The organism is Patulibacter sp. SYSU D01012 (assembly GCF_017916475.1).
GTDB lineage: Bacteria > Actinomycetota > Thermoleophilia > Solirubrobacterales > Solirubrobacteraceae > Patulibacter.
The window spans coordinates 463,172-485,265 of the sequence record NZ_JAFMTB010000003.1 but is presented as its reverse complement, the minus strand read 5'-3'; the positions used below and the strand labels follow the sequence as shown (position 1 = coordinate 485,265).

Below are 22,094 nucleotides of genomic sequence, written 5' to 3'. Positions count from 1 at the left end.
ACTTACGAACAGAATCACCCGGAACGCGGCCCGCCCTGGTAGGACTCCCCGTCATGACGACCCCCTCCCCCACCCCGGCGACGCCCCGGTTCACCTTCGGCCTCTGGACCGTCGGCAACCCGGGCCGCGATCCGTTCGGCGAGCCGACGCGCGCCCCCGTCGATCCCGTCGACTCCGTCGGTCTGCTGGCCGAGCTCGGCGCCTGGGGCGTCTCGCTCCACGACGACGATCTGGTCCCGTGGGGCTCGTCCGCCGCCGACCGCGACCGGATCGTCGCCCGCTTCGGCGCCGCGCTGAAGGAGCACGGCCTGGGCGTCGGCATGGCCACGACGAACCTCTTCACGCACCCCGCGTTCAAGGACGGCGCGTTCACGTCGAACGACCGCGGCGTGCGGCGGGCGGCGATCGGCAAGGCCATGCGCTCGATCGACCTGGGCGCCGAGCTGGGCGCCGAGGTCTACGTCTTCTGGGGCGGCCGCGAGGGCACCGAGGTCGGCGTGGCGAAGGACCCCCGCGACGCGCTGGACCGCTACCGCGAGGCGATCGACGTCCTGGGCGACTACGTCGACGAGCAGGGCTACGACCTGCGCTTCGCCATCGAGCCGAAGCCGAACGAGCCGCGCGGCGACCTGTGGCTGCCGACCGTCGGCCACGCGCTGCACTTCATCTCCACCCTGGCCCGGCCCGACCGCGTCGGCGTGAATCCCGAGGTCGCCCACGAGACCATGGCCGGCCTGTCGTTCAGCCACGGCGTCGGCCAGGCGCTGTGGGCCGGCAAGCTCTTCCACATCGACCTGAACGCGCAGCGGATCGGCCGCTACGACCAGGACTACCGCTTCGGCGCCGAGGACCTGAAGGAAGCCTTCCACCTGGTCCGCTTGCTCGTGCGGGCCGGCTACGACGGGCCGCTGCACTTCGACGCCCACGCGTACCGCAACGCCGACCCCGAGGACGTGCGCGCCTTCGCGGCCGGCTGCATGTCGACGTACCGCGCGCTGGCGGAGAAGGCGCAGCACTTCGACGCGCTGCCCGAGGTGCAGGAGGCGCTGCAGGCCGCGTCCGTCGCCGAGCTGGGCGAGCCGACGACGACGGGCGTCGGCGAGGCCGACGCCCTGCGCGCCGCCGCCGACGACCTCGACGCGCTGGCCGCCCGCGGGTACGCGAACGAGCGCCTGGACCAGCTGGCCGTCGACGTCCTCATGGGCGTGCGGTGAGCGCGACCGGGGCGGCGACCGCCGCCCTGCGCCGCGGCGCCCTCGCCGCCGTGGTCCGCGGCGGCCCGGTGCTCGAGGTCACGTCGCTGACCCACGACGGCGCCGAGCTGCTCGTGCCGGGGCACGAGCTGCCCGCGCCGTTCGCGGTCCACGGCGACCACGGCGGGATCGCGTTCCTGCACCCCTGGGCCAACCGGCTGGGCGCCGACGCGTACGCGCTGGCGGGCCGCCGGGCGGCGCTGCCGCCGGACGCGCCCGGGGTGACGCGCGACGACGGCGGCCGGCCGATCCACGGCCTCCGCGCGCCGGGTCCCGGGTGGGCGGTCGACGCGGACGGCCCGGCCGGCGCCCGCGCCCGCCTGGAGCACCCCGGCGAGGACGGCTCCCCGTTCCCCTTCCCCCACGCGGTCGAGGTCGCCGTGACCCTGACGGACTCCGGCCTGGAGGCGACCGCCCGCGTCGCGGCGACCACCGACGTCCCCGTCCCGGTCGCCGTCGGCTGGCACCCGTACCTGCGGCTGCCGGGCGCCGCCCGCCGCGACTGGCGGCTCGGCGCACCGCCGCGGCGGCACCTGCTCGCGGGCCCCGACGGCCTGCCGGACGGGCACGAGCGCGACGAGGGCGCCGAGGACGCCCCGCTCGCGGCACGCGCGTTCGACGACGGCTACCGCGTCGACCCGCCGGCGCCGTGGACCCTGTCCGACGGCCACCGGACCCTGCGCGTGCGCCCGCTCGCCGGCTTCCCGGTCGTCCAGCTCTTCGCCCCGACGAGCGCCGACGTCGTGTCGATCGAGCCGATGGCCGCGCCCGTCGACGCGCTGCGCCACGGCACCGGCATCGGCTGGGCCCGGCCCGGCGCACCGTTCGCGGTGGCCTTCGCGCTGGACGTCGAGGCGCGCGGGGCCCCCGGCTATCGTTGCTGCGGATGACGTCCGCCCCCGGCACGCTCGGTTCGCTCAAGGACCGCAACCGGCTGCGGATCGTCGACGTCCTGCGCCGGTCGGGCACCGCCAGCCGCGTCGAGCTCGTCCGGGCCACCGGGCTCTCGCGCACCACGGTCTCGAAGCTCGTCGGCGAGCTGCAGGCGGCCGGCCTGGTCGTCGAGCAGGGCGAGCGGTCGGGCGACGCCGGCGGCGTCGGACGCCCGGCGATCGCCCTCGCGCTCAACCCGCGGGGCGGCGCGGTCGTCGGCGTCGACTTCGGCCACGACCTGGTGCGCGTGGCGGTCGCGGACCTGGCCGGCGGCGTCCTGGCCGAGCGGCGCCGCGACTTCGACGTGGACGACGACCCGCCCGGCGCCGTCGACGTCGCCGTCGAGCTGGTCCGCGCGGCGCTGGCCGACGCGGACGCCGACCTGGAGCGCACCGTCGGCGTCGGCGTCGCGGTCTCCGCCCCCGTCGTCCGCACGCCCGAGGCGCCGGCGGGCGCGCAGATCCTCCCCGGCTGGCCGGAGCTGCCGCCGCTCGACGAGCTGGAGCGCCGCCTGGGCCGCCCGGTCATCGTCGACAACGACGCCAACCTGGGCGCGCTCGCCGAGGTCCGCGACGGCGCCGCGCGCGGGGCGCGCAACGTCCTCTACGTCATGCTCTCCGGCGGCATCGGGGCGGGCCTGATCCTGGACGGCCAGCTCGTCCGCGGCCACCGCGGCATCACCGGCGAGCTCGGGCACGTCGTGCTCGACCCCCACGGCCCGATCTGCCGCTGCGGCAACCGCGGCTGCATCGAGACCGTCGCGTCGGGCCCCGCGCTGCTCGCGGCGATGCGGCCGCTGCGCGGGGCGTCGTTCACCCTCGAGGACGCCACGCGCGCCGCGCGCGAGGGCGACGAGGGCGCCCGCCGGCTGTTCACGGACGCCGGGCGCACCGTCGGCCAGGCGGTCGGCGCCATCTGCAACGTCGTCAACCCCGAGATGGTCGTGGTCGGCGGCGACATGGCGCTGGCCGGGGACGTGCTGGTCGACGCGGTGCGGGACGGCATCGGCCTGGCCGCGATCCCGGCGATCCGGCAGGACGCCCGCGTCGTGCCGGCGCAGCTCGGCGACCGCGCCGAGCTGCTGGGCGCGATCGGCCTGGTGCTGGCGGAGACGGGCAGCGAGGCGCTGGCCGTCATGACCGCGGCGTCCTGACCAGGGCAGCGGTCGTCCGGCTGGCGCCCATGCACTAGGTTGGCGGAACCCCCGCCGTCCCGCTGCCGTCCCGGAGGCCCGCCCGTGCTCCCCGCCCCTCGATCCGTCCCGCGCGCCGCGCGCCCCGCCGCGCTGGTGCTCGCCGCCGCCGCGCTCCTGGCCGGCGCGGCCCCCGCTCACGCCACGTTCGCCGGCACCGCGACCGACCCGACCGGCGACGCCGCGGACGCCACCCCGTCGCGCGACCTCGTCGCCGCGGGGGTGGGCTACGACCCGTCCGACGGCACCTTCGTCGCCGCCGTCCGCCTGCGGGGCGCGCTGTTCGGGCCCAGCCGGGCGTTCCTGAGCGTCGTCGCGGCCACCCCGACCGCGGCGGGCTGCGGCGGCGCCGCCCTCGGGCTCGGGGCCGCCACCGACGACCCGTCGGCGCAGTGGCACCGCTTCTCGGGCCCCACGACGGTCGTCGCCCGCGGGACGGCGCGGCACCGCGGCGACGGCCTGGACGTCCAGCGGCTCGAGGTGACCGACCGCGCACTGCGCGGCATGGCGCCGGGCTGCGCGTTCGTGACGCTCTCGAGCACCGAGGATCCGGGGGTCGTCTACGACGCGCTCGGCCCGTTCCGCCTGCGGGCGTACGCCGGGCTGCGCGTCGCGCTCGGATCCCTGCCGACGGCGGTGCGGCCCGGCCGCCGCTACGCGCTGCGCGTCGCGGTCAGCAACCCGGGCTCGGCTCCCACCGGCCGCGTGCGGGTGCGCGTCGGTCGCGCGCGGGGGCTGACGGCGTCCCGACGCACCGTGACGCTGCCGTCCGTCGCGCCGGGAGCGAAGCGCACCGCCACCGTGCGCGTGACGTTGAGCCGGCGCGCGGCCGCGCGGAGCGTCGTGGCGGTCGCCGCCAGCGCCGGCCGGCTGTCGGCGACGGCCGAGCGCCGGGTGCGCGTCCGCCTGCCCGCCCGTCGACCGTCCGGCGGCGGGGGCGGCACGCCGGCGCCCGGCTCGCCGTCGGTCTGCACCCGCTGGTTCCCCGACCTGTCCGGCGAGTCCGGCGGGTCGCTCGGGCTGACGCCCTGCGAGCGCTGAGTCCGCCTCGCGCCGGGCGGCGTCCGGCGCGAGGCGCCGCGCAGGCCAGGCGCCGCTCAGGCCAGGCGGCGCTCAGGCCAGGCGGCGCTCGAAGCAGCGCGCGAAGGGCGCGCCGACGTACGGGCCGAAGGGCGGGATCTCGGCGTACCCCGCCCGCGCGTAGAAGCGCATCGCGTCGGGCTGCCGCTCGCCGGTCTCCAGCCGCAGCGTCGTCCAGCCGCGCTCGGTCGCGGCCGCCTCGAGGGCGGCCAGGAGCGCGTCGGCGACGCCCGTCCCGCGCGCGAGCGGATCGACGTACATCCGCTTGATCTCGGCGACGCCCTCCTCCAGCGGCCGCAGCCCGCCGCAGCCGACGGCCGCACCGGCGGCGTCGCGGGCCACCAGGAACAGCGCCACGTCGGCGCCCGAGGGCGGGGTCCCGGGCTCGCTCTCGCCGGCGTAGCGGGCGCGCAGCTCGTCCTGCTGGCGCGCGCGCAGCGCCGCGCCGTCCGCGTCGTCCCAGGGGACGGGGGCGACCCGCACCCGCACGGGGCGCTCGGGCCGACGGCGGTGCGTGCTCAGCTCGTCACCATCGGCAGGCGGTTCTCGAGCGCGTACTTGCCCAGGTGGCTCTCGGTGCCCGCCAGGGGGTAGTCCCCGGTGAAGCACGCGTCGCAGTGCCCGGAGCGCTCGCCGCGGACCGCCTCGTACACGCCGTCGAGCGACAGGTACGCCAGCGAGTCGCAGCCGATGTGGTCGCGGATCTCCTCGACCGTGCGCTCGTGGGCGACCATCTCCTCGCGCGAGGACATGTCGACGCCGTAGTGGCAGGGGTTGCGGATCGGCGGCGCCGTGATGCGGAAGTGCACCTCGCGCGCGCCGGCGTCCTTCAGCATCTTCACGAGCTGGCGCGTCGTGTTGCCGCGGACGATCGAGTCGTCGACGACGACCAGCGACTTGCCGGCGACGACCTCGGGCAGCGGGTTGAACTTCAGCCGCAGGCCCTGCTGCCGCAGCTCGTTGCCCGGCTGGATGAAGGTGCGCTGGACGTAGCGGTTCTTCACGAACCCGTCGTCCATCGGGACCCCGCTGGCCTGGGAGAACCCGCGTGCGCCGGGGATCCCCGAGTCGGGGACGGGGACGACCAGGTCGGCGCCCGCGACCGGCGAGTCGCGGGCCAGGATCTCGCCCATCCGCACCCGGCTGCGCTGCAGCAGGTTGCCCTTCATCCGCGAGTCGGGGCGGGCGAAGTAGATGTACTCGAACAGGCAGAACGCCTCGCGCTGGCCCGGCTGGACCTTGCGGCTGGTGACGCCGCGCTCGTCGAGGATCACCAGCTCGCCCGGCTCGACGTCGCGGACGTACTCGGCGCCGATGATGTCGAGCGCGCACGTCTCGGACGCGACGACCCACGCGTCCTCGGCCAGGCGGCCCAGCACGAGCGGGCGGATGCCCTGCGGGTCGCGGAAGGCGTGGACCCGGTCGCGGTCCATGACGACCGTCGAGTAGGCGCCCTTCAGCCGCGGCATCGCCTGGACGATCGCGTCCTCGACGCTCTCGGCGTCGGCCGTCGCGAGCAGCGCGGCCATGATCTCGGAGTCCGTCGTCGCGCGGAAGTGCACGCCGCGGCCGACGAGCTCCGTGTGCAGCTCGACCGCGTTGACCAGGTTGCCGTTGTGCGCCAGCGCCAGCTCCCGCACGTCGTTGCGGTGCACGGGCTGGGAGTTCTCCCAGTCGTTGCCGCCCGTGGTGGAGTAGCGGGTGTGGCCGACCGCGATGTCGCCGGTCAGCGCCTGTAGGTCGTGCTCGTGGAAGACCTGGCTGACCAGGCCGAGCGCGCGCTGGGTGATGATGTAGCCGCCCAGGTCGGCCGAGGCGATGCCCGCCGACTCCTGACCGCGGTGCTGGAGCGCGTAGAGCGCGTAGTACGCGAGCTTGGCGACGTCGTGCCCGGGGGCGTAGACGCCGAAGACGCCGCACTCGTCGCGCGGGCCCTCGCGGTGATCGGGAGCATCAGGGAGCATGATCCGGCGTCGGGCTTCGGGAGCGAGAGGGCACCGCGACGCCAAGCACCGAGAGTACCAGCCGTCCCCGGGCGTCCCGGCGGGTGCGGACGCCCTCCGCTCCCCCGACCGAACGGACGTCCGGGCGACCGGTGGGACGACATCGGGGCCCGTGGGCCGGGACGGACGGGCCGCCGCGACGCGCGCCGTACCCTTGGGGGGATGTCTCGCCCGCCGCTCACGCCCGGTCCGCTGTCCCCGCGCCGCAAGGTCCCGCGCGAGATCCCCCGCCCCCCGTACGCGCTGCTGGGCGAGCCGCCCGCCCCCAAGGCCCCCCGGGCGCGCACGGCGCAGGAGCTGGCCAGCATGCGCGAGGCGTGCGCGATCGCCAGCGACGCGCTGGCCGCCGCCGCGGCCGCCGTGGCGCCGGGCGTGACCACCGACGAGATCGACGCCGCCGCGCACGAGGTGATGGTCTCGCGCGGCGCGTACCCGTCGACGCTGAACTACCGCGGCTACCCGAAGTCCACGTGCATCTCGATCAACGAGGTCATCTGCCACGGCATCCCCGACCTGCAGACGACCCTGTACGAGGGCGACATCGTGACGATCGACGTCACCGCGTACTTCGAGGGCATGCACGGCGACCTCAACCAGACGTTCGCCGTCGGCGAGGTCGACCAGGCGTCGAAGGACCTGATGGAGGCCACCCGCCGGGCGCTCGACGTCGGCATCCAGGCGATCCGCCCCGGCGGCCAGGTGCGCGACATCGGCAAGGCGATCGAGAAGGCCGTCCGCAACCGCTTCGGCATCGTCCACCAGTTCGGCGGCCACGGCATCGGCCCGGACTTCCACGACGGCCTGCACGTGCAGCACGTCTACGACCGCCGCGCGACCACCCGGTTCTTCCCCGGCATGACGCTGACGGTCGAGCCGATGCTGACGCTCGGCCGGCCCGAGGCGCAGGTGTGGGAGGCGGACGGCTGGACCGCCGTGACCGTCGACGGCTCGCGCTGCGCCCAGGAGGAGCACACCGTCCTCGTGACCGAGGACGGCGTCGAGGTCCTCACGCGGCACGTGCCGCACTAGGGCCGGAGGCCGGCGGACCGGCCGCCGGCGCGGCGCGGCGGGCGACCCGCTCGCCGCCCCTCAGCGCACCGTGCGGACGGTGCGCGTGACGCCGACGCCGACGCCGCCGGCGTTCTCCGCCCGCACCGCGCAGCCCAGGCGCCAGCCGCGGTCGCTCGCCTTGACGCGGTAGGTCTTGCGCGCCGAGAAGCCGGTGTCGCGCTCGCGGCCGTTCCGCAGCCGGAAGAACGAGTAGCGGAACTGCGGCGCGCCGGCCCAGAAGCCGCGCACGCACGAGACGGTGCGACCGGCGCGGGCGTCGCCGGACACCCGCACCCGCAGGCCGCCGCGCGGCGACAGCGGCGTCTGCGCCTCGGTCACGTCCTGCTCGGCGAGCGCCGCGTCGATGAACACGCGGATCTCGGGAGCGGCGACGTTCGCGAACAGGTTCAGGCCGACGGCGCAGTCGCGGACCGCGATGTCGGTGACGCCCACGAGCCGGCGCGGCGAGCCGACCGTCGCGGTGCCGCCGGAGTCGCCCGAGCACGCCGCGTGCTTGCGGCGGTACGTGCAGAGCATCGCCGCCGGCGCGTCCGTGCCGCACTGGCCGGCGGTCACGGCGCTCTGGTAGACGCTGCGCAGGCGGCCGAAGTCGGAGCGGCGCGAGCTCGTCACGCCGAAGCCGGTCACGCGGACGCGGCGCCCGGCGTCGACGTAGGCGCCGGCGTCGGCCATCGGCAGCGCCTGCGCGCGGGGGCCGGTCAGGTCGATCGGCACGCCCAGCGTCAGGACGGCGACGTCGTCGGGGTAGGCGTTCGACCGGTAGCGCGGGTGCACGCGCACCTTCGCGACCGGCACGACCGTGGCGCCCGCCAGGCCCGCCTTCGTGCGGATGTTCGCGGTGCCGGCGGCGACCACCACGGCGGAGGCGTCCGCCAGCCGGTCCTGCTCGACGACGCAGTGGGCGGCCGTGAGGATGTGCGTCGGGTCGAGGATCGTGCCGCTGCACGACCCGTACTTGGCGCCGAACTTCGTCTGCAGCGCGACGGTGTACGGCGCGGACGTCGTGTCCTTCAGCTCGGTGCCGCCGACGATGCGCGCCGACGCCTGGCCCGGAGCGGCCTGCGCCGTGAGCGGCGGGAAGGCGGGGGCGGCGGCCGCCGGGGTGGCCGCGGCGAGCGCCGCGGCGAGGCCGAGCAGCACGGTGCGGGCCGCGCGGCGGGCGACGGGTCGGGGGCGGGCGGGGCTTGCGTGCATCGTGGAGCTCCTGGTGGCCGCCGCTGCGCCCCGGGCGCCGCGCGCGTGGGGGATCACGGTAGCCCTTCGTCCCCCGGACCGTCGCGGTCGGGAGGGGGCGCCGCCCGGCCGGCCGCGCTCACCAGACCCCGACGCCGCCCGCCCCGCGGTAGCGGACGCCGAACTGCCGGCCGGCGCAGCCGCCGCGCGGATCCCGCGCGCGGAACGGCAGGCGGACGACGACCTGCGCCTGGTTGTTCGTCTCGTCGCGCTCGCGGATGGCGTCCGTCGGGTCCGCGGTGTGGACGTACGCGAAGCAGCCGCGCAGGCCGGTCACGTCGATCCACTGCTCGGGGTAGTCCGGCGGGTAGACGTCGGACCAGCCGACCGACGTGCCCAGGGTCACGTGGGTCCGGCGGGCGCTCGTGGAGCACGCGGGGTACACCGCGCGCCGCGGCGACAGGGGCAGCGTGCCGTGGTTGCGCTCCAGGTCGCGCAGGCAGTAGGCGACCTTCGGCCCCACCCGCACGCGCTCGCGCGGCGTGCCGTCGTCCGCAAGGCGCCACAGCTCGAACCGGGCGGCGTCGTGCATCTTCCACCAGCGGCGGTGCAGGTGCGCGAGCTTGAACTCGAGCCGCGCGCCGGTCCGCACCCGCAGCACGCCGCCGTCGTGGCGGTGGATGACCTGCTCGGCGTCCATCCACCGACCCCGGGTGCCCGCCCGGGCGCCGCGCAGCTCGGCCGGGCCGTCGCCGACGGAGTCGATCGCGTTGCCGGCGCGCAGCAGCACGCGGCCCCGCCGCGTGCGCTCCGTCCTCATGCCGAACGGCCGGCGCATGATCAGGTCGGGGCAGCGCAGCTGGGGGCCGAGCGCGGGATCCAGGCACGGGTTGTCCTTCGCCTGCGCCACCGGGGCGGCGCGCAGCACCGGCCCGTCCCCGCCCGGGCGCCCACGACCCCCGACCCAGGCGGCGGCCGCCGCCGCGACGAGGAGCAGCGCGGCGAGCAGGGGAAGGCGGGCCCGGAGCACCGCGTGACCTTAGCCGTCCTCGCCGCCGCGACGGGACGGTCGCGGCGGCGGCCCGCTCCCCGCCTGGACGGCCGTCCGAGACGACGCGCGCCCCGGCGGGCCGGGGGCGCGGGCGACGGACGGGCGGGCCGGGCGCGGGCTAGGCGAAGAGCGCCGCGAGCGCGCCGTGCGCCGCGGACAGGTCCTCGAGCGCCGCATCGACGCGCTGGGTGCCGCACGTGACGGTCACGCGGGAGCCGCCGACCGTGCCGAGCACCGTCAGCGGCAGACGCGCGCCCAGGCGCTCGACGACGTCGCGGGGGCCCGAGACGACGAAGCCGCCGGGCGCCTCGCCGAAGAGCGACACGCGGCCGTCCTCGTCGCCGGGCGCGAAGGGCTGCAGCTCGAGCGTCGCGCCGATGCCGCCGGCGAGGGCCGACTCGGCGACGGCCGTGGCCAGACCGCCCTCGGCGACGTCGTGGCAGCTGCTCAGCACGCCCTCGCGGACGGCCTCGCGCACGGCGGCGATGCCCTCGGCGGTCGCGGCCAGGTCCCAGGCGGGCAGGCCGTCGGGCAGCGCGCGGCCCTCGAGCTTCGCCAGCTCGGACAGCTCCAGCTGCGGCGCGAACCGGCCGACGAGCGCGACGACGTCGCCGTCGGCGCCGAAGCCGAGCGACGCCGCGGTCGTCACGTCCGGCACCTTGCCGACCATGCCGACGACCGGCGTCGGGTAGATCGGCCCGGTCGTGCCCTCGTTGTAGAGCGAGACGTTGCCGCCGACGACGGGGGCGCCGGTCGCGCGGCAGGCGTCGCCCAGGCCGCGCACGGCCTCGGTCAGCTGCCACGCGATGTGCGGCTTCTCGGGGTTGCCGAAGTTCAGGTTGTTCGTCAGCCCGAGCGGCTCGGCCCCGACGCACGCCAGGTTGGCGGCGCACTCCAGGACGTTCCACACCGTGCCCGTGTACGGGTCGGCGGCGACGCGGCGGCCGGAGCCGTCGATCGCCACGCCGACGCCGCCGATCGGACCGTCGACGCGGGTGCCGCCGTCGCGCAGGCCGGCGCGCGACGCCGCGGTGGCGCTGCTCGTCGCGTCGTCGCCCGTGGCCGGCGAGCCCGCGACGCCGGTGGCGCCGATCGAGCCGGCGGGGCCGGGGATCTGCAGGACCGCGGCGTCCGTCTGGCCGGGCCGGCGGACCGTGCGCGACTGGACGATGGAGTCGTACTGCTCGAAGAGCGGGCGGCGGTCGGACAGGTTGGCCGAGCCCAGCAGCGCGAGCAGCGCCTCCGTGGCGGGCGTCCCGTCCGCGATCCGGCGCGGCGGCGCGGGGTAGATCCCCTCGGCCGGCTTCTCGGGGTGGATGTCGTAGAGCGGGCAGTCGTCGACGAGCGCGGGCACCGGCATGTCGCCGACGAGCTGCTCGCCGTCCCACACGCGGAAGCGGCCCGAGTCGGTCACGACGCCGATCGCGGTGCCGTGCACGTCCCACTTGTCGGTGACGGCGATGACCTCGTCGACCTTGTCGGGCGTGACGACGCAGAGCATGCGCTCCTGCGACTCCGAGACCATGACCTCGAACGGCTCCAGCCCGGCCATGCGGCGCGGGACGAGCGCGACGTCCAGGTCCAGGCCGACCTCGCCCTTGCTGGCCATCTCGGACGCGGCGGACGTCAGGCCCGCGGCGCCCAGGTCCTGCAGCGAGACGAGCAGGTCGCGGTCCAGCAGCTCGAGCGAGCACTCGACGAGCTTGGACTCCTCGAACGGGTCGCCGACCTGCACCGTCGGGCGCTTGTCGGCGTCGTCCTCACCCAGCTCGGCGGACGCCAGGACGGACGCGCCGCCGATGCCATCCGCGCCGGTCGCGGCGCCGAAGAGCACGACGACGTTGCCGACGCCGGTCGCGGCGGAGCGGATGACGCGCTCCTCGCGCGCCAGGCCCAGCGCCATCGCGTTGACGAGGCAGTTCGTCTCGTACGGGCCCTCGAAGTAGACGTCGCCGCCGATGTTCGGCACGCCGATCGAGTTGCCGTAGTGGCCGATGCCGCGGACGGCGCCGTCGAGCAGGAAGCGCGAGCGGGCGGCGCCGGCGGTCGGCGTGCCGTCCTCGTTCGTGTCCTCGACCTCGCCGAAGCGCAGCGCGTCGAGCACCGCGATCGGGCGGGCGCCGAGCGCGAAGATGTCGCGCAGGATGCCGCCGACGCCGGTCGCGGCGCCCTGGAACGGCTCGACCGCCGAGGGATGGTTGTGCGACTCGACCTTGAACGCGAGCGTCCAGCCGTCGCCGACGTCGACCGCGCCGGCGTTCTCGCCCGGCCCGAGGACGACCGCGGGGCCCTCGGTCGGCAGCGTGCCGAGCAGCTTCTTCGAGTGCTTGTACGAGCAGTGCTCGCTCCACATGAGCGAGAACATCGCCAGCTCGACCTGCACCGGCTCGCGGCCGAGCTTCTGCACGACCAGGTCGTACTCGCTCGCCGTCAGGCCGAGGGCCTTCGCCTGCTCCAGGCCGGGGGCGTCGCCGACGGGCGTCGCGTCGGGGGCGACCTCGCGGGCGGTCGGCAGGGACGGGGCGGCGGTGGGGTCAGGCAGCATGCGCGGCGCCCTCCAGGACGGAGCGGAAGAGGACGAGGCCGTCGGCCGAGCCCGTCAGCGGGTCGACCGCGTGCTCGGGGTGCGGCATCAGGCCGACGACGTTGCGGCCCGCGTTGCAGACGCCGGCGACGTCCTCGAGCGACCCGTTGAAGTTGCCGCCCGCGGCGTACCGGAAGACGATCTGGTCGTTCTCCTTGACCTCGGCGAGCAGCTCGTCGGGCGCGTACCAGCGGCCGGACTGGTGCTTGGCGGGGATCGAGAGGAGCTGGCCCCGCTCGGCGGCGGCGGTCCACGGCGTCGCGGTCGTCTCGACGACGAGCTCGACCTGGCGACAGACGAAGCGGCGGTTCTGGTTCTGCAGCAGCGCGCCCGGCAGCAGGCCGGCGGCGCACAGCACCTGGAAGCCGTTGCAGATCCCCAGGACGGGGCCGCCCTCGCGGGCGAAGTCGGCGACGGCGTCCATCACGGGGCTCAGGCCCGCGATCGCGCCGGCGCGCAGGTAGTCGCCGTAGGAGAACCCGCCGGGGACGACGACGGCGTCGACGCCCTTCAGGTCGCGGTCGCGGTGCCAGAGCAGCTCGGCATCGCCGACCTTGCCGGCGGCGAGCAGCGCGTCGACCTCGTCGCAGGAGCCCGGGAACTGCGGCACCCCGATCCTCATCGCCCGACCTCCGTCCGTGCCGTTCCGGGGTCCTCGGAGACGAGGACCCACCCACCCCACTGGGGCGCCCCGATGCGGATGGCCATGCCTACGCCTCGACGGCCACGCCGTCGACCTGGACCTCGTAGTCCTCGACGAGCGGGTTGACGAGGAGCTTCTGGCACATGGCCTCGACCTCGCTCGTGTCGGCGACGTCGAGCTCGACGAGGCGGCCGATCCGCACGTCGCTGGCGCCGGCGAAGCCGAGCTGCGGCAGGGCCTGCTCGACGGCGGTGCCCTGGGGATCGAGGATGCCGGCCTTGGGCCGGATGAGGATGCGGACGTGGGGCATCGTGCGGGACTCGCGAGGTTGTACGGCGGGGCGGCGCCCGGAGCGCGGGCGGCGCGACGACACACGGAGGGTACCGGCAGGGGATGCGGCTCCCCCGTCCGGGGCGTGCGGGTGACCGGACGCACCCAGGTCCGCGGGGGTCGGTGGCACGATGCAAGGAGCGTCCGGCGTCCCCTCCGCCGGGCCCTCCTCGCCCATGACCGCCTCCTCCGCCCCGACGGCCGACCCCTCCGCGCGCCCGGGCCGCATGCCGATCGCCATCCTGGCGCTCGCGATCGCGGCGTTCGCGATCGGGTCGACGGAGTTCACGATCATCGGCCTGCTGCCCGAGGTCGCCGACGACCTGGAGGTCTCGATCCCGACCGCGGGCCTGCTCGTCTCGGGCTACGCGCTCGGCGTCGTGATCGGCGCGCCGCTCATGACCGCCGCGGGCACCCGCTTCCCGCGGCACCGGATGCTGCTGGCGCTCATGGCGGTCTTCACCGTCGGCAACGTGCTCTCCGCGGTCGCGCCGTCGTACCCGCTGCTGCTGCTCAGCCGCGTGCTGTCCGCGCTGCCGCACGGGGCGTTCTTCGGCGTCGCGGCCGTCGTCGCCGGGCAGCTCGTCCCGCCGCGCCAGCGGCACAAGGCCGTCGCGTCGATGTTCACCGGCCTGGCGCTGTCGAACGTGATCGGCGTGCCGCTCGGCACGCTGCTCGGCCAGCAGCTCGGGTGGCGCGCGTCCTTCTGGGTGATCGCGCTGCTCGGTCTCGTCAGCCTGGCCGCCATCGTCCGCCTGATCCCGCCGATGCCGCCGGGGCAGTCGCTGCGCAGCGAGGTCGCCGCGTTCCGCCGCCCGCGCGTGTGGCTGGCGCTGACGGTCATCGTGTTCGGCTTCGGCGGCCTGTTCACGATCGTCGGCTACATCAAGCCGCTGATGACCGACGAGGCGGGGCTGTCGACGACGGCGGTCCTGCCCGTCCTCGCCGTGCTGGGCCTGGGGATGGCGGTCGGCACGCGGCTCGTGGACCGCGTCTCGCGCGGCCGGGACCTGACGCGCGTGGTGCCCGTGCTGCTCGTCGGCATGGTGGTCGTGCTGCTGCTCTTCGTCGTCGGCGCGTCGACGCCCGTGGTCGCGATCGCGCTCGTCTTCCTGCTCGGCGCGGTCTCGTTCACGGCCGCGACGCCGATGCAGGCGATGACGATGGACGTCGCCGCCGAGGCCCCGACCCTGACGTCGGCCGCCGCCCAGGCGGCGTTCAACCTGGGCAACGCGCTCGGCCCGGCGCTCGGCGGCCTGGCGATCGACGCGGGCCTGGGCTACGCGTCGCTCGGCTGGGTCGGCGCGGCGCTCGGCGTCGTCGGCGTGGCGCTGGCCCTGCTCTTCGCCCGCACCGCGGGTCCGCAGCGGATGCCCGGCGCGTCCACCGCCGCGTCCGCGGACTGAGCGGGCCGGCCCGCCCCGGGTCGGGGATCCAGGGTGCGGGGCAGGTCACGCCGCGCCGCCGCGACGGTGGGTTCGTGTCCGGCCGCTGCCGGCCCCCGCGCCGGCGTCTCCGGGCCTCAGCAGCCGCGACGCAGCGCGCGGCGGGCGCCGGGCGTCGCGTCCGGGGCCAGGATCGTGACCCCGGTCCGCGCGCTGCGTCCGCCGACCACGCGCTCGTGGTCGGCGGCGACGACCACGGGCGACGCGGGCACCTCGTCGCCGACGCGGCGGGCGAGCGCCCGCAGCTCCAGGTGGTCCATGGCGGTGGCGGGGCGGACGGTGACGGCGGGGTCGGGGGACGACATGGAGAGGCTCCTCCTCGGGGGGACGACCCCACCGTGGCAGCGCCGCGCCGCGGTCTCCAGCGGGATCCCGCATCGCCATGCCGCCCGCGCATGGGTGGCCGCGGAGCCGGGCGGGTAGCGTGATCAGGGCGATGGACGTCCTCGGTCTCCGGGTGCTGCGCGAGGTGGCGTGGCGCGGCTCGATCTCCGCCGCCGCGGAGGCGCTCGGCTACACGCAGCCCGCCGTCTCGCGGCAGCTCGCGGCGCTCGAGCGGGCCGCGGGGCACGAGCTCGTCCGCCGCGGCGCGCGCGGCACCGCGATGACGCCGGCCGGCGAGGTGCTGCTGCGCCGCGCGGAGGCCGTCCTGGGCGAGCTGGAGGGTGCCCGCGCCGACCTGGAGCGGCTGCACGACGACGCGCACGCGCCGCTGCGCCTGCACGGGTTCCAGACGACGATCACGTCGTTCGTGCCCGCCGCGGTCCAGGCGCTGCGCCGGGCGCGGCCCGACCTGGACGTGGAGGTGCGCGTCGGCGACGCGCCGGTCACCGACGTCGCGCTGCGCGACGACCGCCTGGACGTGGCGCTGACGAACGCGTCGAGCCAGCGCTTCCCCGACGCCCGCGTCGTCCCGCTCCGCCGCGACCCGCTGTGGTGCGTCCTGCCGCAGGGCCATCCGCTCGCGGACGTCGCGGCCGTGCCGGTGGCGGCGCTCCGGGGCGAGCCGATGATCCTCTCCGCCAGCACGCTCTGCGCCGACCGCGAGCTCGTCCTCGGCGCGTGCGCCGCCGCCGGCTTCTCCCCGCACGCCGTCGCCCGCGTGGACGACATGGCGATCACCCAGGGACTCGTCGCCGCCGGCGTGGGCGTCGCGACGCTGCCCGAGATGGGCCTGGGGTGGGTGCGCGACGACGTGGTGCTGCGGCCCTTCGCCACGCCGCTCGTGCGCGAGGTGGTCGCGCTCCTGCCCCGCCACGGCCCCGCCCGTCCGGAGCGCGAGGCGCTGCTCGACGCGCTGCGGGCGGCCGCCGACGCGTGGTGCAGCCCGGCCGCGGACCGCGCGCGAGCCCGTGCGGGCCGGACGGCGACCGCCGACCGCGACGACGCGCCCACGCCTGCGACGGGCGACGCGCCGCCGCGCGAGGCGGCCCGCGCGGCCCGGGAGCGCCCGGCCGCGGCCGCCGGGCCGGCGGCCCCGCGCGGTCAGGCCGCCGGCGCCCCGGTCCGCTCGAGCCAGGCGCTGAGCGGCTCGCCCGTGATCCGCTCGTAGGCCTCGAGGTAGCGCTCGCGCGTGCCCGCGACGACGTCGTCCGGGATCGCGGGCGCCGGCGGCGTCTTGTCCCACCCGGACGAGACCGCCCAGTCGCGCACGTACTGCTTGTCGAACGACGGGGGCGTCGTGCCGACCTCGAACGCGTCCGCCGGCCAGTAGCGGGACGAGTCCGGCGTCAGCGCCTCGTCGCCCAGGACGAGCGCGCCGGACTCGGGATCCAGGCCGAACTCGAACTTCGTGTCCGCCAGGATCACCCCGCGGGCGCGCGCGTGCTCGTGGGCGTGGCGGTACAGCGCGACGGCCGCCTCGCGCACCCGGGTGGCCAGCGCGTCGCCGTCGCCGTCGGACGCGAAGGGCGCCAGCAGCTCGGCCGCGCGGGCGAAGTCGATCGCCTCGTCGTGCCCCTCCTCCGCCTTCGTCGACGGGGTGAAGATCGGGACGGGCAGCTCCTGGCTCTCGCGCAGGCCGGCCGGCAGCTCGATGCCCGAGACGCTGCCGGTCGCCTGGTAGTCCTTCCACCCGCCGCCGGTGATGTGGCCGCGCACGACCGCCTCGATGGGCAGCATCCGCAGGCGCCGCACCAGGACGGCGCGGCCGCGCACCTCGTCCGGCACGCCGTCCGTGTAGGAGACCACGTGGTTCGGCACGAGGTCGGCGGTCTGCGCGAACCAGAAGGCGGAGACGCCGGTCAGCACGGCGCCCTTGCCCGGGATCGGGTTGGGGTGGACGACGTCGTACGTCGACACGCGGTCGCTCGCCACGAGCAGCAGGCGGTCGTCCCCTACGGCGTAGAGGTCGCGGACCTTGCCGCGCGCGATCAGGGGAAGGCCGTCCAGGCTGCTCACGCGCGGCAGGGTATCGCCCCGCCCGCGCCGGGCCGCGGCGCACTCAGCGCTCCGCGGCCGCCGGGGCGTCGGCGGGGCAGGCGACGGCCGCCGGTCGGTGGCCGCGCACGCGGGCGAGCGCGGCGCGCAGGCGGGCCAGCCGGCCCGGCCACGGCGACCAGCGGGCCGCGGCGGCCTGCAGCGCGTCGACGGCCCGCATGGTCGGCCAGTCGGGATCGGCGATGACGCGACGGTCGCCCAGGCCGATGGCGGCGATCGGCGTGCCGGCGACGACGGCGACCAGGACGGGCTCCGCCGGCATGCGGGCGCCGGGGTCGCGCCGCGCGATCCCCGCCAGGACGAGGGCGTCGTCGGGGTGGGCGGGGCGCAGCTCGGGCCGGCCGGCGCCGGCGTCGTCGGGGCCGTCGGCGCGGGCGCCGAGCAGGGTGGCGCGAAGGTCGGAATGGCGGTCGACGCCGCGGAGGAAGGCGTCGAGGGCGGGGCTGGTCTGGGGGCTCATGGTGGTCCTCGTGGTCGGGTCTCCACACCCTGCGCGTCGCGGCCGCGATTCTCCATCGCACCTGCGCATGGAGCCCATGCGCCGAGGCGTGCCCCCGCGCCGTGCATGGCCGCCATGCGCAGCCGTCATGGACGACCCGGCCGGGACGCCCTAGCCTCGGAGGCACGATGGAACTCCTGCACCTCCGGGTCCTGCGCGAGGTCGCGCGGCGCGGCTCGATCTCGGCGGCGGCCGACGCCCTGGACTACACCCAGCCCGCGGTCTCGCGGCAGCTGGCGATGCTCGAGCGGCAGACGGGCCAGGCGCTGCTGGAGCGCACCCCACGCGGCGCCCGCCTGACCGCGGCGGGCGAGGCGCTGCTGCGCCACGCCGAGGACATCCTGCGGCGCGTGGACGAGGCGCAGGCCGAGATGGCCGCCATCGCCGCCCTGCGCGGCGGCCGGGTGCGCGTGTCGGCGTTCCCGAGCACCGTCGGGTCGTTCGTCCCCGCCGGGCTGCGCGCGTTCGGCGAGCGCCACCCCGCGGTGCAGGTGGCGTTCGACCTGGTCGAGCCGGGTCCGGCGCAGGAGCTGCTGCGCCAGGGCGGCGTCGACGTCGCGGTCTCCTCGCTCGGCCTGGAGCCCGGCCCGCCGGCCGGCCTCCGGGCCGTCTCGCTCGTGGACGACCCGTTCCTGTGCGCGCTGCCGCCCGACCACCCCCTCGCCGACCTGGACGAGGTCCCGGTGGCCGCGCTGTCCGGCGAGCGCCTGATCCTGGGCTCGCCGCGCACCTGCCCGGACTGCGAGGTCGTGATGCTGGCCTGCGAGCGCGAGGGCTTCACGCCCGATCGCGCCTACGTGGTGGACGACTACGGCGCGTCGCTCGGCCTCGTGTCGGCCGGCCTGGCCGTGGCGATGATCCCCGAGCTCGCCCTGACGTCGAAGCGCGCCGACGTCGTCGTGCGGCCCCTCGACGTCCGGCCGGTCCGCCGCATCGTGGCGATGACGCTCGACACGCCGACCGGGTCGGCGATGAACGACGCGATGATCGCCGCACTCGCCGAGGCGGCCGCGGCCTTCGTGCCCGCCGCGTTGCCCGGGATGCCGCTGCCCGGCATGTCGGGCCCCCGCCCCGAGGTCGCCGCCCGCTGAGCCCCGACGCCGCCGCCGGCCCGGCCGGCGCGCGCGGCAGCGCTGCCGGCCGGCGGACGCGGCGACCATTCCCGCCCGGCATATGCTGCGGGGATGGAGCGGTCGATCCTGCCCTCGACGCACGACCTGGAGGCGTTCGTCGCCGCGATCGAGAGCGGGACGATGGGCGGCGCCGCCGACGCGCTCGACCTGACCCAGTCCGCGGTGACGAAGCGGATCGCCCGCCTGGAGGCGCAGCTGGGCAACGTGCTGCTGGAGCGCGGCCGCTACGGGGTGCGCCCGACCGCGGCGGGCGGCGTGCTGTACCCCGAGGCGCGGCGCGCGCTCGACACGCTGCGCACCGCCGCGGACCTGGTGCGGGCCGAGCGCGCGGCACGGCACGACACGCTGCGGATCACCGCCAGCCACACCGTCGGCGAGTACCTGGTGCCGGACTGGCTGGCCGCCCATCGCCGGGCCGGCGGCGCGCCGCACGCGACGATGCGGATCGCCAACTCGCCCGCGGTGCTCGAGGCGGTGCGCGAGGGCGAGGCCGACCTGGGGTTCGTCGAGCACGGCCGCGAGGCGACCGGCCTGGAGACGCTCGTCGTCGGCCGGGACGAGCTCGTCGTCGTCGTGGGCGCGGCACACCGCTGGGCCGGCCGGACGGCGGTCCCCGTCCGCGACCTGCCGGGCGAGCCGTACCTGACGCGCGAGCCGGCGTCCGGCACCCGGACCGTCGCCGAGGAGGCGCTCGCCGCGGTCGGCGTGAGCCTGCGCCCGGCGCTCGAGGCGCAGAGCCTGGAGACGGTCAAGCGCTCCGTGGCCGGCGGCGACGGCTTCTCGCTGCTCTCGCCGCTGGCCGTCGCGCGCGAGGTCGAGGCGGGGACGCTCGCGGCCGTCCGGGTGCAGGGCGCCGACCTGCGGCGCGAGCTGCGGGCGGTCCGGCGGCGGGTGCGGACGGCCGTGCCGGCCGCCCAGAGCGACCCGGCGCGGCGGCTGTGGCGGTGGCTGCAGACCGAGATCGCGTCGGCCGCCGACGAACGGCGTGAGCCGAGTTGACGGCCGAAAGGCGACCCGAGACGCCCGGGCGTGCATACTGAGACAGAGAGCGGGTAGGCGCGCGCGGTCCCCCGGCCGCAGCTGTCGCGCCTGTTCCTGCCCCTTCCCCGCTCGTACCCCGCCATGTCCCGCACCCCCGAGTCCGGTGACGCCGACGGCGTCCCGGCCACCGCGCCGATCGAGGTGCTCCGCGCCGCCCTCGACGCGATGGAGGACCACGTCACGCTCCTCGACCCGCAGGGGAGGCTGCTGCACGTCAACCAGGCCTGGGAGGCGTTCGCCGCCGCGAACGGCTGGGCCGGCGGCCCCTGGGTGGGCATGGACTACCTGGCCGCGACCGACATCGCGGACGACGCCGACGCCCAGCGCGTCGCGGACGGTCTGCGGCAGGTGCTCGACGGCGAGGTGGAGCAGTTCCGCTGCGAGTACCCCTGCCACGCGCCGGACGAGCTGCGCTGGTTCGACATGCGCGCGTCCCCGCTGCCCGTCGAGGGCGTCGGCGCGCTCATCGTCCACGTCGACATCACGCAGCGCCGGCTGGCCGAGCGCGCGCTCGAGCACGCCGCCAGCCACGACGACCTGACCGGCCTGGCCAACCGCCGCCTGCTGCAGGCGCGCCTGGCCGAGGCGCTGACCGTCGAGCGCGCCGGCGTCATCGCGGTGCGCCTGCACGGCCCCGCCCCCACCGACCCGTTGCCGCCCGGCCCGCTGACGGACGACGTGCTGCGCGAGACGTCCCTGGTCCTCGACCAGCTCTTCTCGCCGCCCGCCACCGCCGGCCGCTACGGCCTGGACCAGTTCGCGGTCGTGCTGCCCGGCGCGGGCCCCGAGGCGCTGGAGCGGTCTGCGCTGGCCCTCGAGGCCGGGCTGCGCGCCAAGCTGGCGGCCGGCGGCCGCGCGGGCGCCACGGTCGGCACGGCCTTCGCCGAGCCCGGCGAGCACGCCCGCGGCGTGATGGCCCGCGCGGCGCTCGACGCCCGCGCCGGCGCGGTGCAGCGCGTCCCCGGCCTGGAGCGGGCGCTGCCGCCCGTCCAGCCCGAGGGGCCGGCGCGCCTGACGCTGGCCCCGCCCCCGATCGCCGAGCTGGCGCTCGACGGCGGGGAGGGACCGCTCGACCAGGCCGCGACGGCCGGCGAGCGTCAGGCGCCCGAGCCGGACCCCGAGCCGCCCGCCGCCTGAGCGGCGGCGACGCGGCGGCGGTGGTGCCCGCCACCGCCCAGCAGCGCGGCGTCGACCTGCGCGCGCTTGAGCAGCCAGTGGACGTCGGCCTCCCACGTGAAGCCGATGCCGCCGTGCAGCTGCACCGCGGCGGCCGTGACCGCGCGGCCGGCGTCGGACGCCGCGGCCTTCGCCATCGCGGCGGCCACCGGCAGCTGCGCCGGGTCGCCCGCGTCCGCCATCCACGCGGCGTGGTAGGTCAGCGAGCGCGCCATCGTCACGTCGCGCAGCATCTGCGCGGCGCCGTGCTGCACGGCCTGGAAGCTGCCGACCGGGACGCCGAACTGGCGGCGCTCCTTCACGTACGCCACCGTCATGTCGAGCGCACGCTGGGCCACGCCGACGAGCTCCGCCGCCACGACGATCGTGGCGCGGTCGAGCCCGGGACCGGTGGCCGTCGGCGTGCCGCCGAGCCACTCGCCGCGGCCGTCGAGCTCGCCCTCGGGATCGAGCGCGTCGATCGCCACGCGGCCGTGCCCGCGCGTCGGGTCGATCGCGTCGACCTCCTCCACCACGCCGCTCCCGGGGCCGTACAGGGCCGCCGGACCGTTCGCCGCCGCGTCGGCGACGACCGTCAGGCCGCCCTCGGCGGCGCCGGGGACGGGGGCGCGGTCGCCCGTCAGCGTCACCGCGCCGCGCAGGCCGCCTGCGGCCAGGTGCGGCAGCCAGTCCTCGCGCTGCTCCTCGCTGCCCTCGTGCTGGACGACGAGCGCCGCGGCGACGCTGCCCAGGAACGGGACGGGCGCGACGGCGTAGCCGAGCTCCTCGGTGATCGCGGCCAGCTCGATGACGCCGAGCCCCTGGCCACCGTGCTCCTCGGGCACCGCGATGCCGGTCCAGCCGAGCTCGCCGAGCTCCTTCCAGAGCGCCTCGTCCTCGCGCGTCGTGGTGACGGCGGACAGGTCGGGCATGCCGGTCGGGGCGGCCTCCTCGCGCTCGGCGACCTCGCGGACGCGGGCGAAGGTCGAGCGGGCGGCGAGCAGCTCGCGCGCGGCGCCCTGGATCTCCTGCTGGTCCTCGGACAGTTCGAATCGCATTCCGGTCCCTC

The 22,094-nt window shown here is 76.9% G+C and carries 21 protein-coding genes; 10 read left to right on the top strand and 11 right to left on the bottom strand.

Annotated elements, in window-relative coordinates:
• The first annotated feature begins 53 nt into the window (after window positions 1-53).
• The 4 genes from xylA to J3P29_RS20960 all read left to right on the top strand — a co-directional run bounded on the left by xylA (window position 54) and on the right by J3P29_RS20960 (window position 4,419).
• The gene (xylA, locus tag J3P29_RS18080) at window positions 54-1,214 is read left to right on the top strand and encodes a xylose isomerase (RefSeq protein WP_210495663.1); all 1,161 of its coding nucleotides are present in this window, start codon (window positions 54-56) and stop codon (window positions 1,212-1,214) included.
• On the top strand, window positions 1,211-2,143 hold the full coding sequence (locus J3P29_RS18075; protein WP_210495662.1) for an aldose 1-epimerase: 933 nt from the start codon (window positions 1,211-1,213) through the stop codon (window positions 2,141-2,143). Before xylA ends, J3P29_RS18075 begins: the two co-directional genes overlap by 4 nt.
• Complete coding sequence (locus tag J3P29_RS18070; RefSeq protein ID WP_210495660.1) at window positions 2,140-3,339, top strand: ROK family transcriptional regulator; 1,200 nt, start codon at window positions 2,140-2,142, stop codon at window positions 3,337-3,339. Before J3P29_RS18075 ends, J3P29_RS18070 begins: the two co-directional genes overlap by 4 nt.
• Before the next feature lie 84 nt (window positions 3,340-3,423).
• Window positions 3,424-4,419, top strand: coding sequence for an NEW3 domain-containing protein (locus tag J3P29_RS20960; protein WP_210495659.1), 996 nt, complete (start codon window positions 3,424-3,426; stop codon window positions 4,417-4,419).
• Window positions 4,420-4,491: 72 nt separating this feature from the next.
• Here the strand turns inward: J3P29_RS20960 and J3P29_RS20175 are convergent, their stop codons facing one another.
• Window positions 4,492-4,941: a GNAT family N-acetyltransferase gene (locus J3P29_RS20175; RefSeq protein WP_210495657.1), complete on the bottom strand. Its 450-nt coding sequence runs from the start codon at window positions 4,939-4,941 to the stop codon at window positions 4,492-4,494.
• A gap of 35 nt (window positions 4,942-4,976) precedes the next feature.
• Complete coding sequence (gene purF, locus J3P29_RS18055; RefSeq protein WP_210495656.1) at window positions 4,977-6,422, bottom strand: amidophosphoribosyltransferase; 1,446 nt, start codon at window positions 6,420-6,422, stop codon at window positions 4,977-4,979.
• Window positions 6,423-6,623: 201 nt separating this feature from the next.
• Here purF and map point away from each other — a divergent pair, with 201 nt between their 5' ends.
• Entirely contained in the window at window positions 6,624-7,490 is an 867-nt protein-coding gene (gene map, locus J3P29_RS18050) for a type I methionyl aminopeptidase (RefSeq protein WP_210495654.1), read from the top strand.
• A gap of 60 nt (window positions 7,491-7,550) precedes the next feature.
• Here map and J3P29_RS18045 read toward each other — a convergent pair whose 3' ends face one another.
• The 5 genes from J3P29_RS18045 to purS all read right to left on the bottom strand — a co-directional run bounded on the left by J3P29_RS18045 (window position 7,551) and on the right by purS (window position 13,293).
• Window positions 7,551-8,726, bottom strand: coding sequence for a trypsin-like serine protease (locus J3P29_RS18045; RefSeq protein ID WP_210495653.1), 1,176 nt, complete (start codon window positions 8,724-8,726; stop codon window positions 7,551-7,553).
• 118 nt (window positions 8,727-8,844) lie between these two features.
• Window positions 8,845-9,735 (bottom strand): lysyl oxidase family protein, encoded by an 891-nt coding sequence (locus tag J3P29_RS20955; protein WP_210495652.1) that lies wholly within the window; start codon window positions 9,733-9,735, stop codon window positions 8,845-8,847.
• 139 nt (window positions 9,736-9,874) lie between these two features.
• Entirely contained in the window at window positions 9,875-12,301 is a 2,427-nt protein-coding gene (gene purL, locus J3P29_RS18035; RefSeq protein ID WP_210495650.1) for a phosphoribosylformylglycinamidine synthase subunit PurL, read from the bottom strand.
• Window positions 12,291-12,962 carry a phosphoribosylformylglycinamidine synthase subunit PurQ gene (purQ, locus tag J3P29_RS18030; protein ID WP_210495649.1) on the bottom strand — a complete coding sequence of 224 codons (672 nt, stop codon included), beginning with the start codon at window positions 12,960-12,962 and terminating at the stop codon, window positions 12,291-12,293. Before purQ ends, purL begins: the two co-directional genes overlap by 11 nt.
• A gap of 88 nt (window positions 12,963-13,050) precedes the next feature.
• A complete protein-coding gene (purS, locus tag J3P29_RS18025) occupies window positions 13,051-13,293 on the bottom strand; it encodes a phosphoribosylformylglycinamidine synthase subunit PurS (protein ID WP_210495647.1) in 243 nt (80 codons plus the stop codon).
• 196 nt (window positions 13,294-13,489) lie between these two features.
• Here purS and J3P29_RS18020 point away from each other — a divergent pair, with 196 nt between their 5' ends.
• Complete coding sequence (locus J3P29_RS18020) at window positions 13,490-14,719, top strand: MFS transporter (RefSeq protein WP_210495646.1); 1,230 nt, start codon at window positions 13,490-13,492, stop codon at window positions 14,717-14,719.
• Window positions 14,720-14,835: 116 nt separating this feature from the next.
• Here the strand turns inward: J3P29_RS18020 and J3P29_RS18015 are convergent, their stop codons facing one another.
• Complete coding sequence (locus tag J3P29_RS18015; RefSeq protein WP_210495645.1) at window positions 14,836-15,063, bottom strand: hypothetical protein; 228 nt, start codon at window positions 15,061-15,063, stop codon at window positions 14,836-14,838.
• Window positions 15,064-15,194: 131 nt separating this feature from the next.
• Between J3P29_RS18015 and J3P29_RS18010 the strand changes: the two genes are divergently transcribed.
• On the top strand, window positions 15,195-16,310 hold the full coding sequence (locus tag J3P29_RS18010) for a LysR family transcriptional regulator (protein ID WP_210495643.1): 1,116 nt from the start codon (window positions 15,195-15,197) through the stop codon (window positions 16,308-16,310).
• On the opposite strand, the gene J3P29_RS18005 is transcribed toward J3P29_RS18010, so the two are convergent.
• Together J3P29_RS18005 and J3P29_RS18000 are read right to left on the bottom strand one after the other, a co-directional pair.
• A complete protein-coding gene (locus J3P29_RS18005; protein ID WP_210495642.1) occupies window positions 16,244-17,158 on the bottom strand; it encodes a phosphoribosylaminoimidazolesuccinocarboxamide synthase in 915 nt (304 codons plus the stop codon). The two genes, J3P29_RS18010 and J3P29_RS18005, sit on opposite strands and share 67 nt — an antisense overlap.
• Window positions 17,159-17,201: 43 nt before the next feature.
• Entirely contained in the window at window positions 17,202-17,657 is a 456-nt protein-coding gene (locus J3P29_RS18000; RefSeq protein ID WP_210495641.1) for a hypothetical protein, read from the bottom strand.
• A gap of 167 nt (window positions 17,658-17,824) precedes the next feature.
• Between J3P29_RS18000 and J3P29_RS17995 the strand changes: the two genes are divergently transcribed.
• The 3 genes from J3P29_RS17995 (at window position 17,825) to J3P29_RS17985 (ending at window position 21,007) form a co-directional block, all read left to right on the top strand.
• Window positions 17,825-18,787, top strand: coding sequence for a LysR family transcriptional regulator (locus tag J3P29_RS17995; RefSeq protein ID WP_210495639.1), 963 nt, complete (start codon window positions 17,825-17,827; stop codon window positions 18,785-18,787).
• A 93-nt stretch (window positions 18,788-18,880) separates the two neighbouring features.
• A complete protein-coding gene (locus J3P29_RS17990; protein WP_210495638.1) occupies window positions 18,881-19,828 on the top strand; it encodes a LysR family transcriptional regulator in 948 nt (315 codons plus the stop codon).
• Window positions 19,829-19,951: 123 nt separating this feature from the next.
• The gene (locus J3P29_RS17985) at window positions 19,952-21,007 is read left to right on the top strand and encodes a sensor domain-containing diguanylate cyclase (RefSeq protein ID WP_210495637.1); all 1,056 of its coding nucleotides are present in this window, start codon (window positions 19,952-19,954) and stop codon (window positions 21,005-21,007) included.
• Here J3P29_RS17985 and J3P29_RS17980 read toward each other — a convergent pair.
• Complete coding sequence (locus tag J3P29_RS17980; RefSeq protein ID WP_210495635.1) at window positions 20,968-22,083, bottom strand: acyl-CoA dehydrogenase family protein; 1,116 nt, start codon at window positions 22,081-22,083, stop codon at window positions 20,968-20,970. The two genes, J3P29_RS17985 and J3P29_RS17980, sit on opposite strands and share 40 nt — an antisense overlap.
• Window positions 22,084-22,094: the final 11 nt, after the last annotated feature.

Excerpts from the sequence above, each read along its gene's own strand:
- xylA (WP_210495663.1), top strand. The coding sequence starts at position 54 with ATGACGACCCCCTCCCCCACCCCGGCGACGCCCCGGTTCACCTTCGGC.
- J3P29_RS18070 (WP_210495660.1), top strand. The coding sequence starts at position 2,140 with ATGACGTCCGCCCCCGGCACGCTCGGTTCGCTCAAGGACCGCAACCGG.
- purF (WP_210495656.1), bottom strand. The coding sequence starts at position 6,422 with ATGCTCCCTGATGCTCCCGATCACCGCGAGGGCCCGCGCGACGAGTGC.
- map (WP_210495654.1), top strand. The coding sequence starts at position 6,624 with ATGTCTCGCCCGCCGCTCACGCCCGGTCCGCTGTCCCCGCGCCGCAAG.
- J3P29_RS18045 (WP_210495653.1), bottom strand. The coding sequence starts at position 8,726 with ATGCACGCAAGCCCCGCCCGCCCCCGACCCGTCGCCCGCCGCGCGGCC.
- purL (WP_210495650.1), bottom strand. The coding sequence starts at position 12,301 with ATGCTGCCTGACCCCACCGCCGCCCCGTCCCTGCCGACCGCCCGCGAG.
- purQ (WP_210495649.1), bottom strand. The coding sequence starts at position 12,962 with ATGAGGATCGGGGTGCCGCAGTTCCCGGGCTCCTGCGACGAGGTCGAC.
- purS (WP_210495647.1), bottom strand. The coding sequence starts at position 13,293 with ATGCCCCACGTCCGCATCCTCATCCGGCCCAAGGCCGGCATCCTCGAT.
- J3P29_RS18020 (WP_210495646.1), top strand. The coding sequence starts at position 13,490 with ATGACCGCCTCCTCCGCCCCGACGGCCGACCCCTCCGCGCGCCCGGGC.
- J3P29_RS18015 (WP_210495645.1), bottom strand. The coding sequence starts at position 15,063 with ATGTCGTCCCCCGACCCCGCCGTCACCGTCCGCCCCGCCACCGCCATG.
- J3P29_RS18010 (WP_210495643.1), top strand. The coding sequence starts at position 15,195 with ATGGACGTCCTCGGTCTCCGGGTGCTGCGCGAGGTGGCGTGGCGCGGC.
- J3P29_RS18000 (WP_210495641.1), bottom strand. The coding sequence starts at position 17,657 with ATGAGCCCCCAGACCAGCCCCGCCCTCGACGCCTTCCTCCGCGGCGTC.
- J3P29_RS17995 (WP_210495639.1), top strand. The coding sequence starts at position 17,825 with ATGGAACTCCTGCACCTCCGGGTCCTGCGCGAGGTCGCGCGGCGCGGC.
- J3P29_RS17990 (WP_210495638.1), top strand. The coding sequence starts at position 18,881 with ATGGAGCGGTCGATCCTGCCCTCGACGCACGACCTGGAGGCGTTCGTC.
- J3P29_RS17985 (WP_210495637.1), top strand. The coding sequence starts at position 19,952 with ATGTCCCGCACCCCCGAGTCCGGTGACGCCGACGGCGTCCCGGCCACC.
- J3P29_RS17980 (WP_210495635.1), bottom strand. The coding sequence starts at position 22,083 with ATGCGATTCGAACTGTCCGAGGACCAGCAGGAGATCCAGGGCGCCGCG.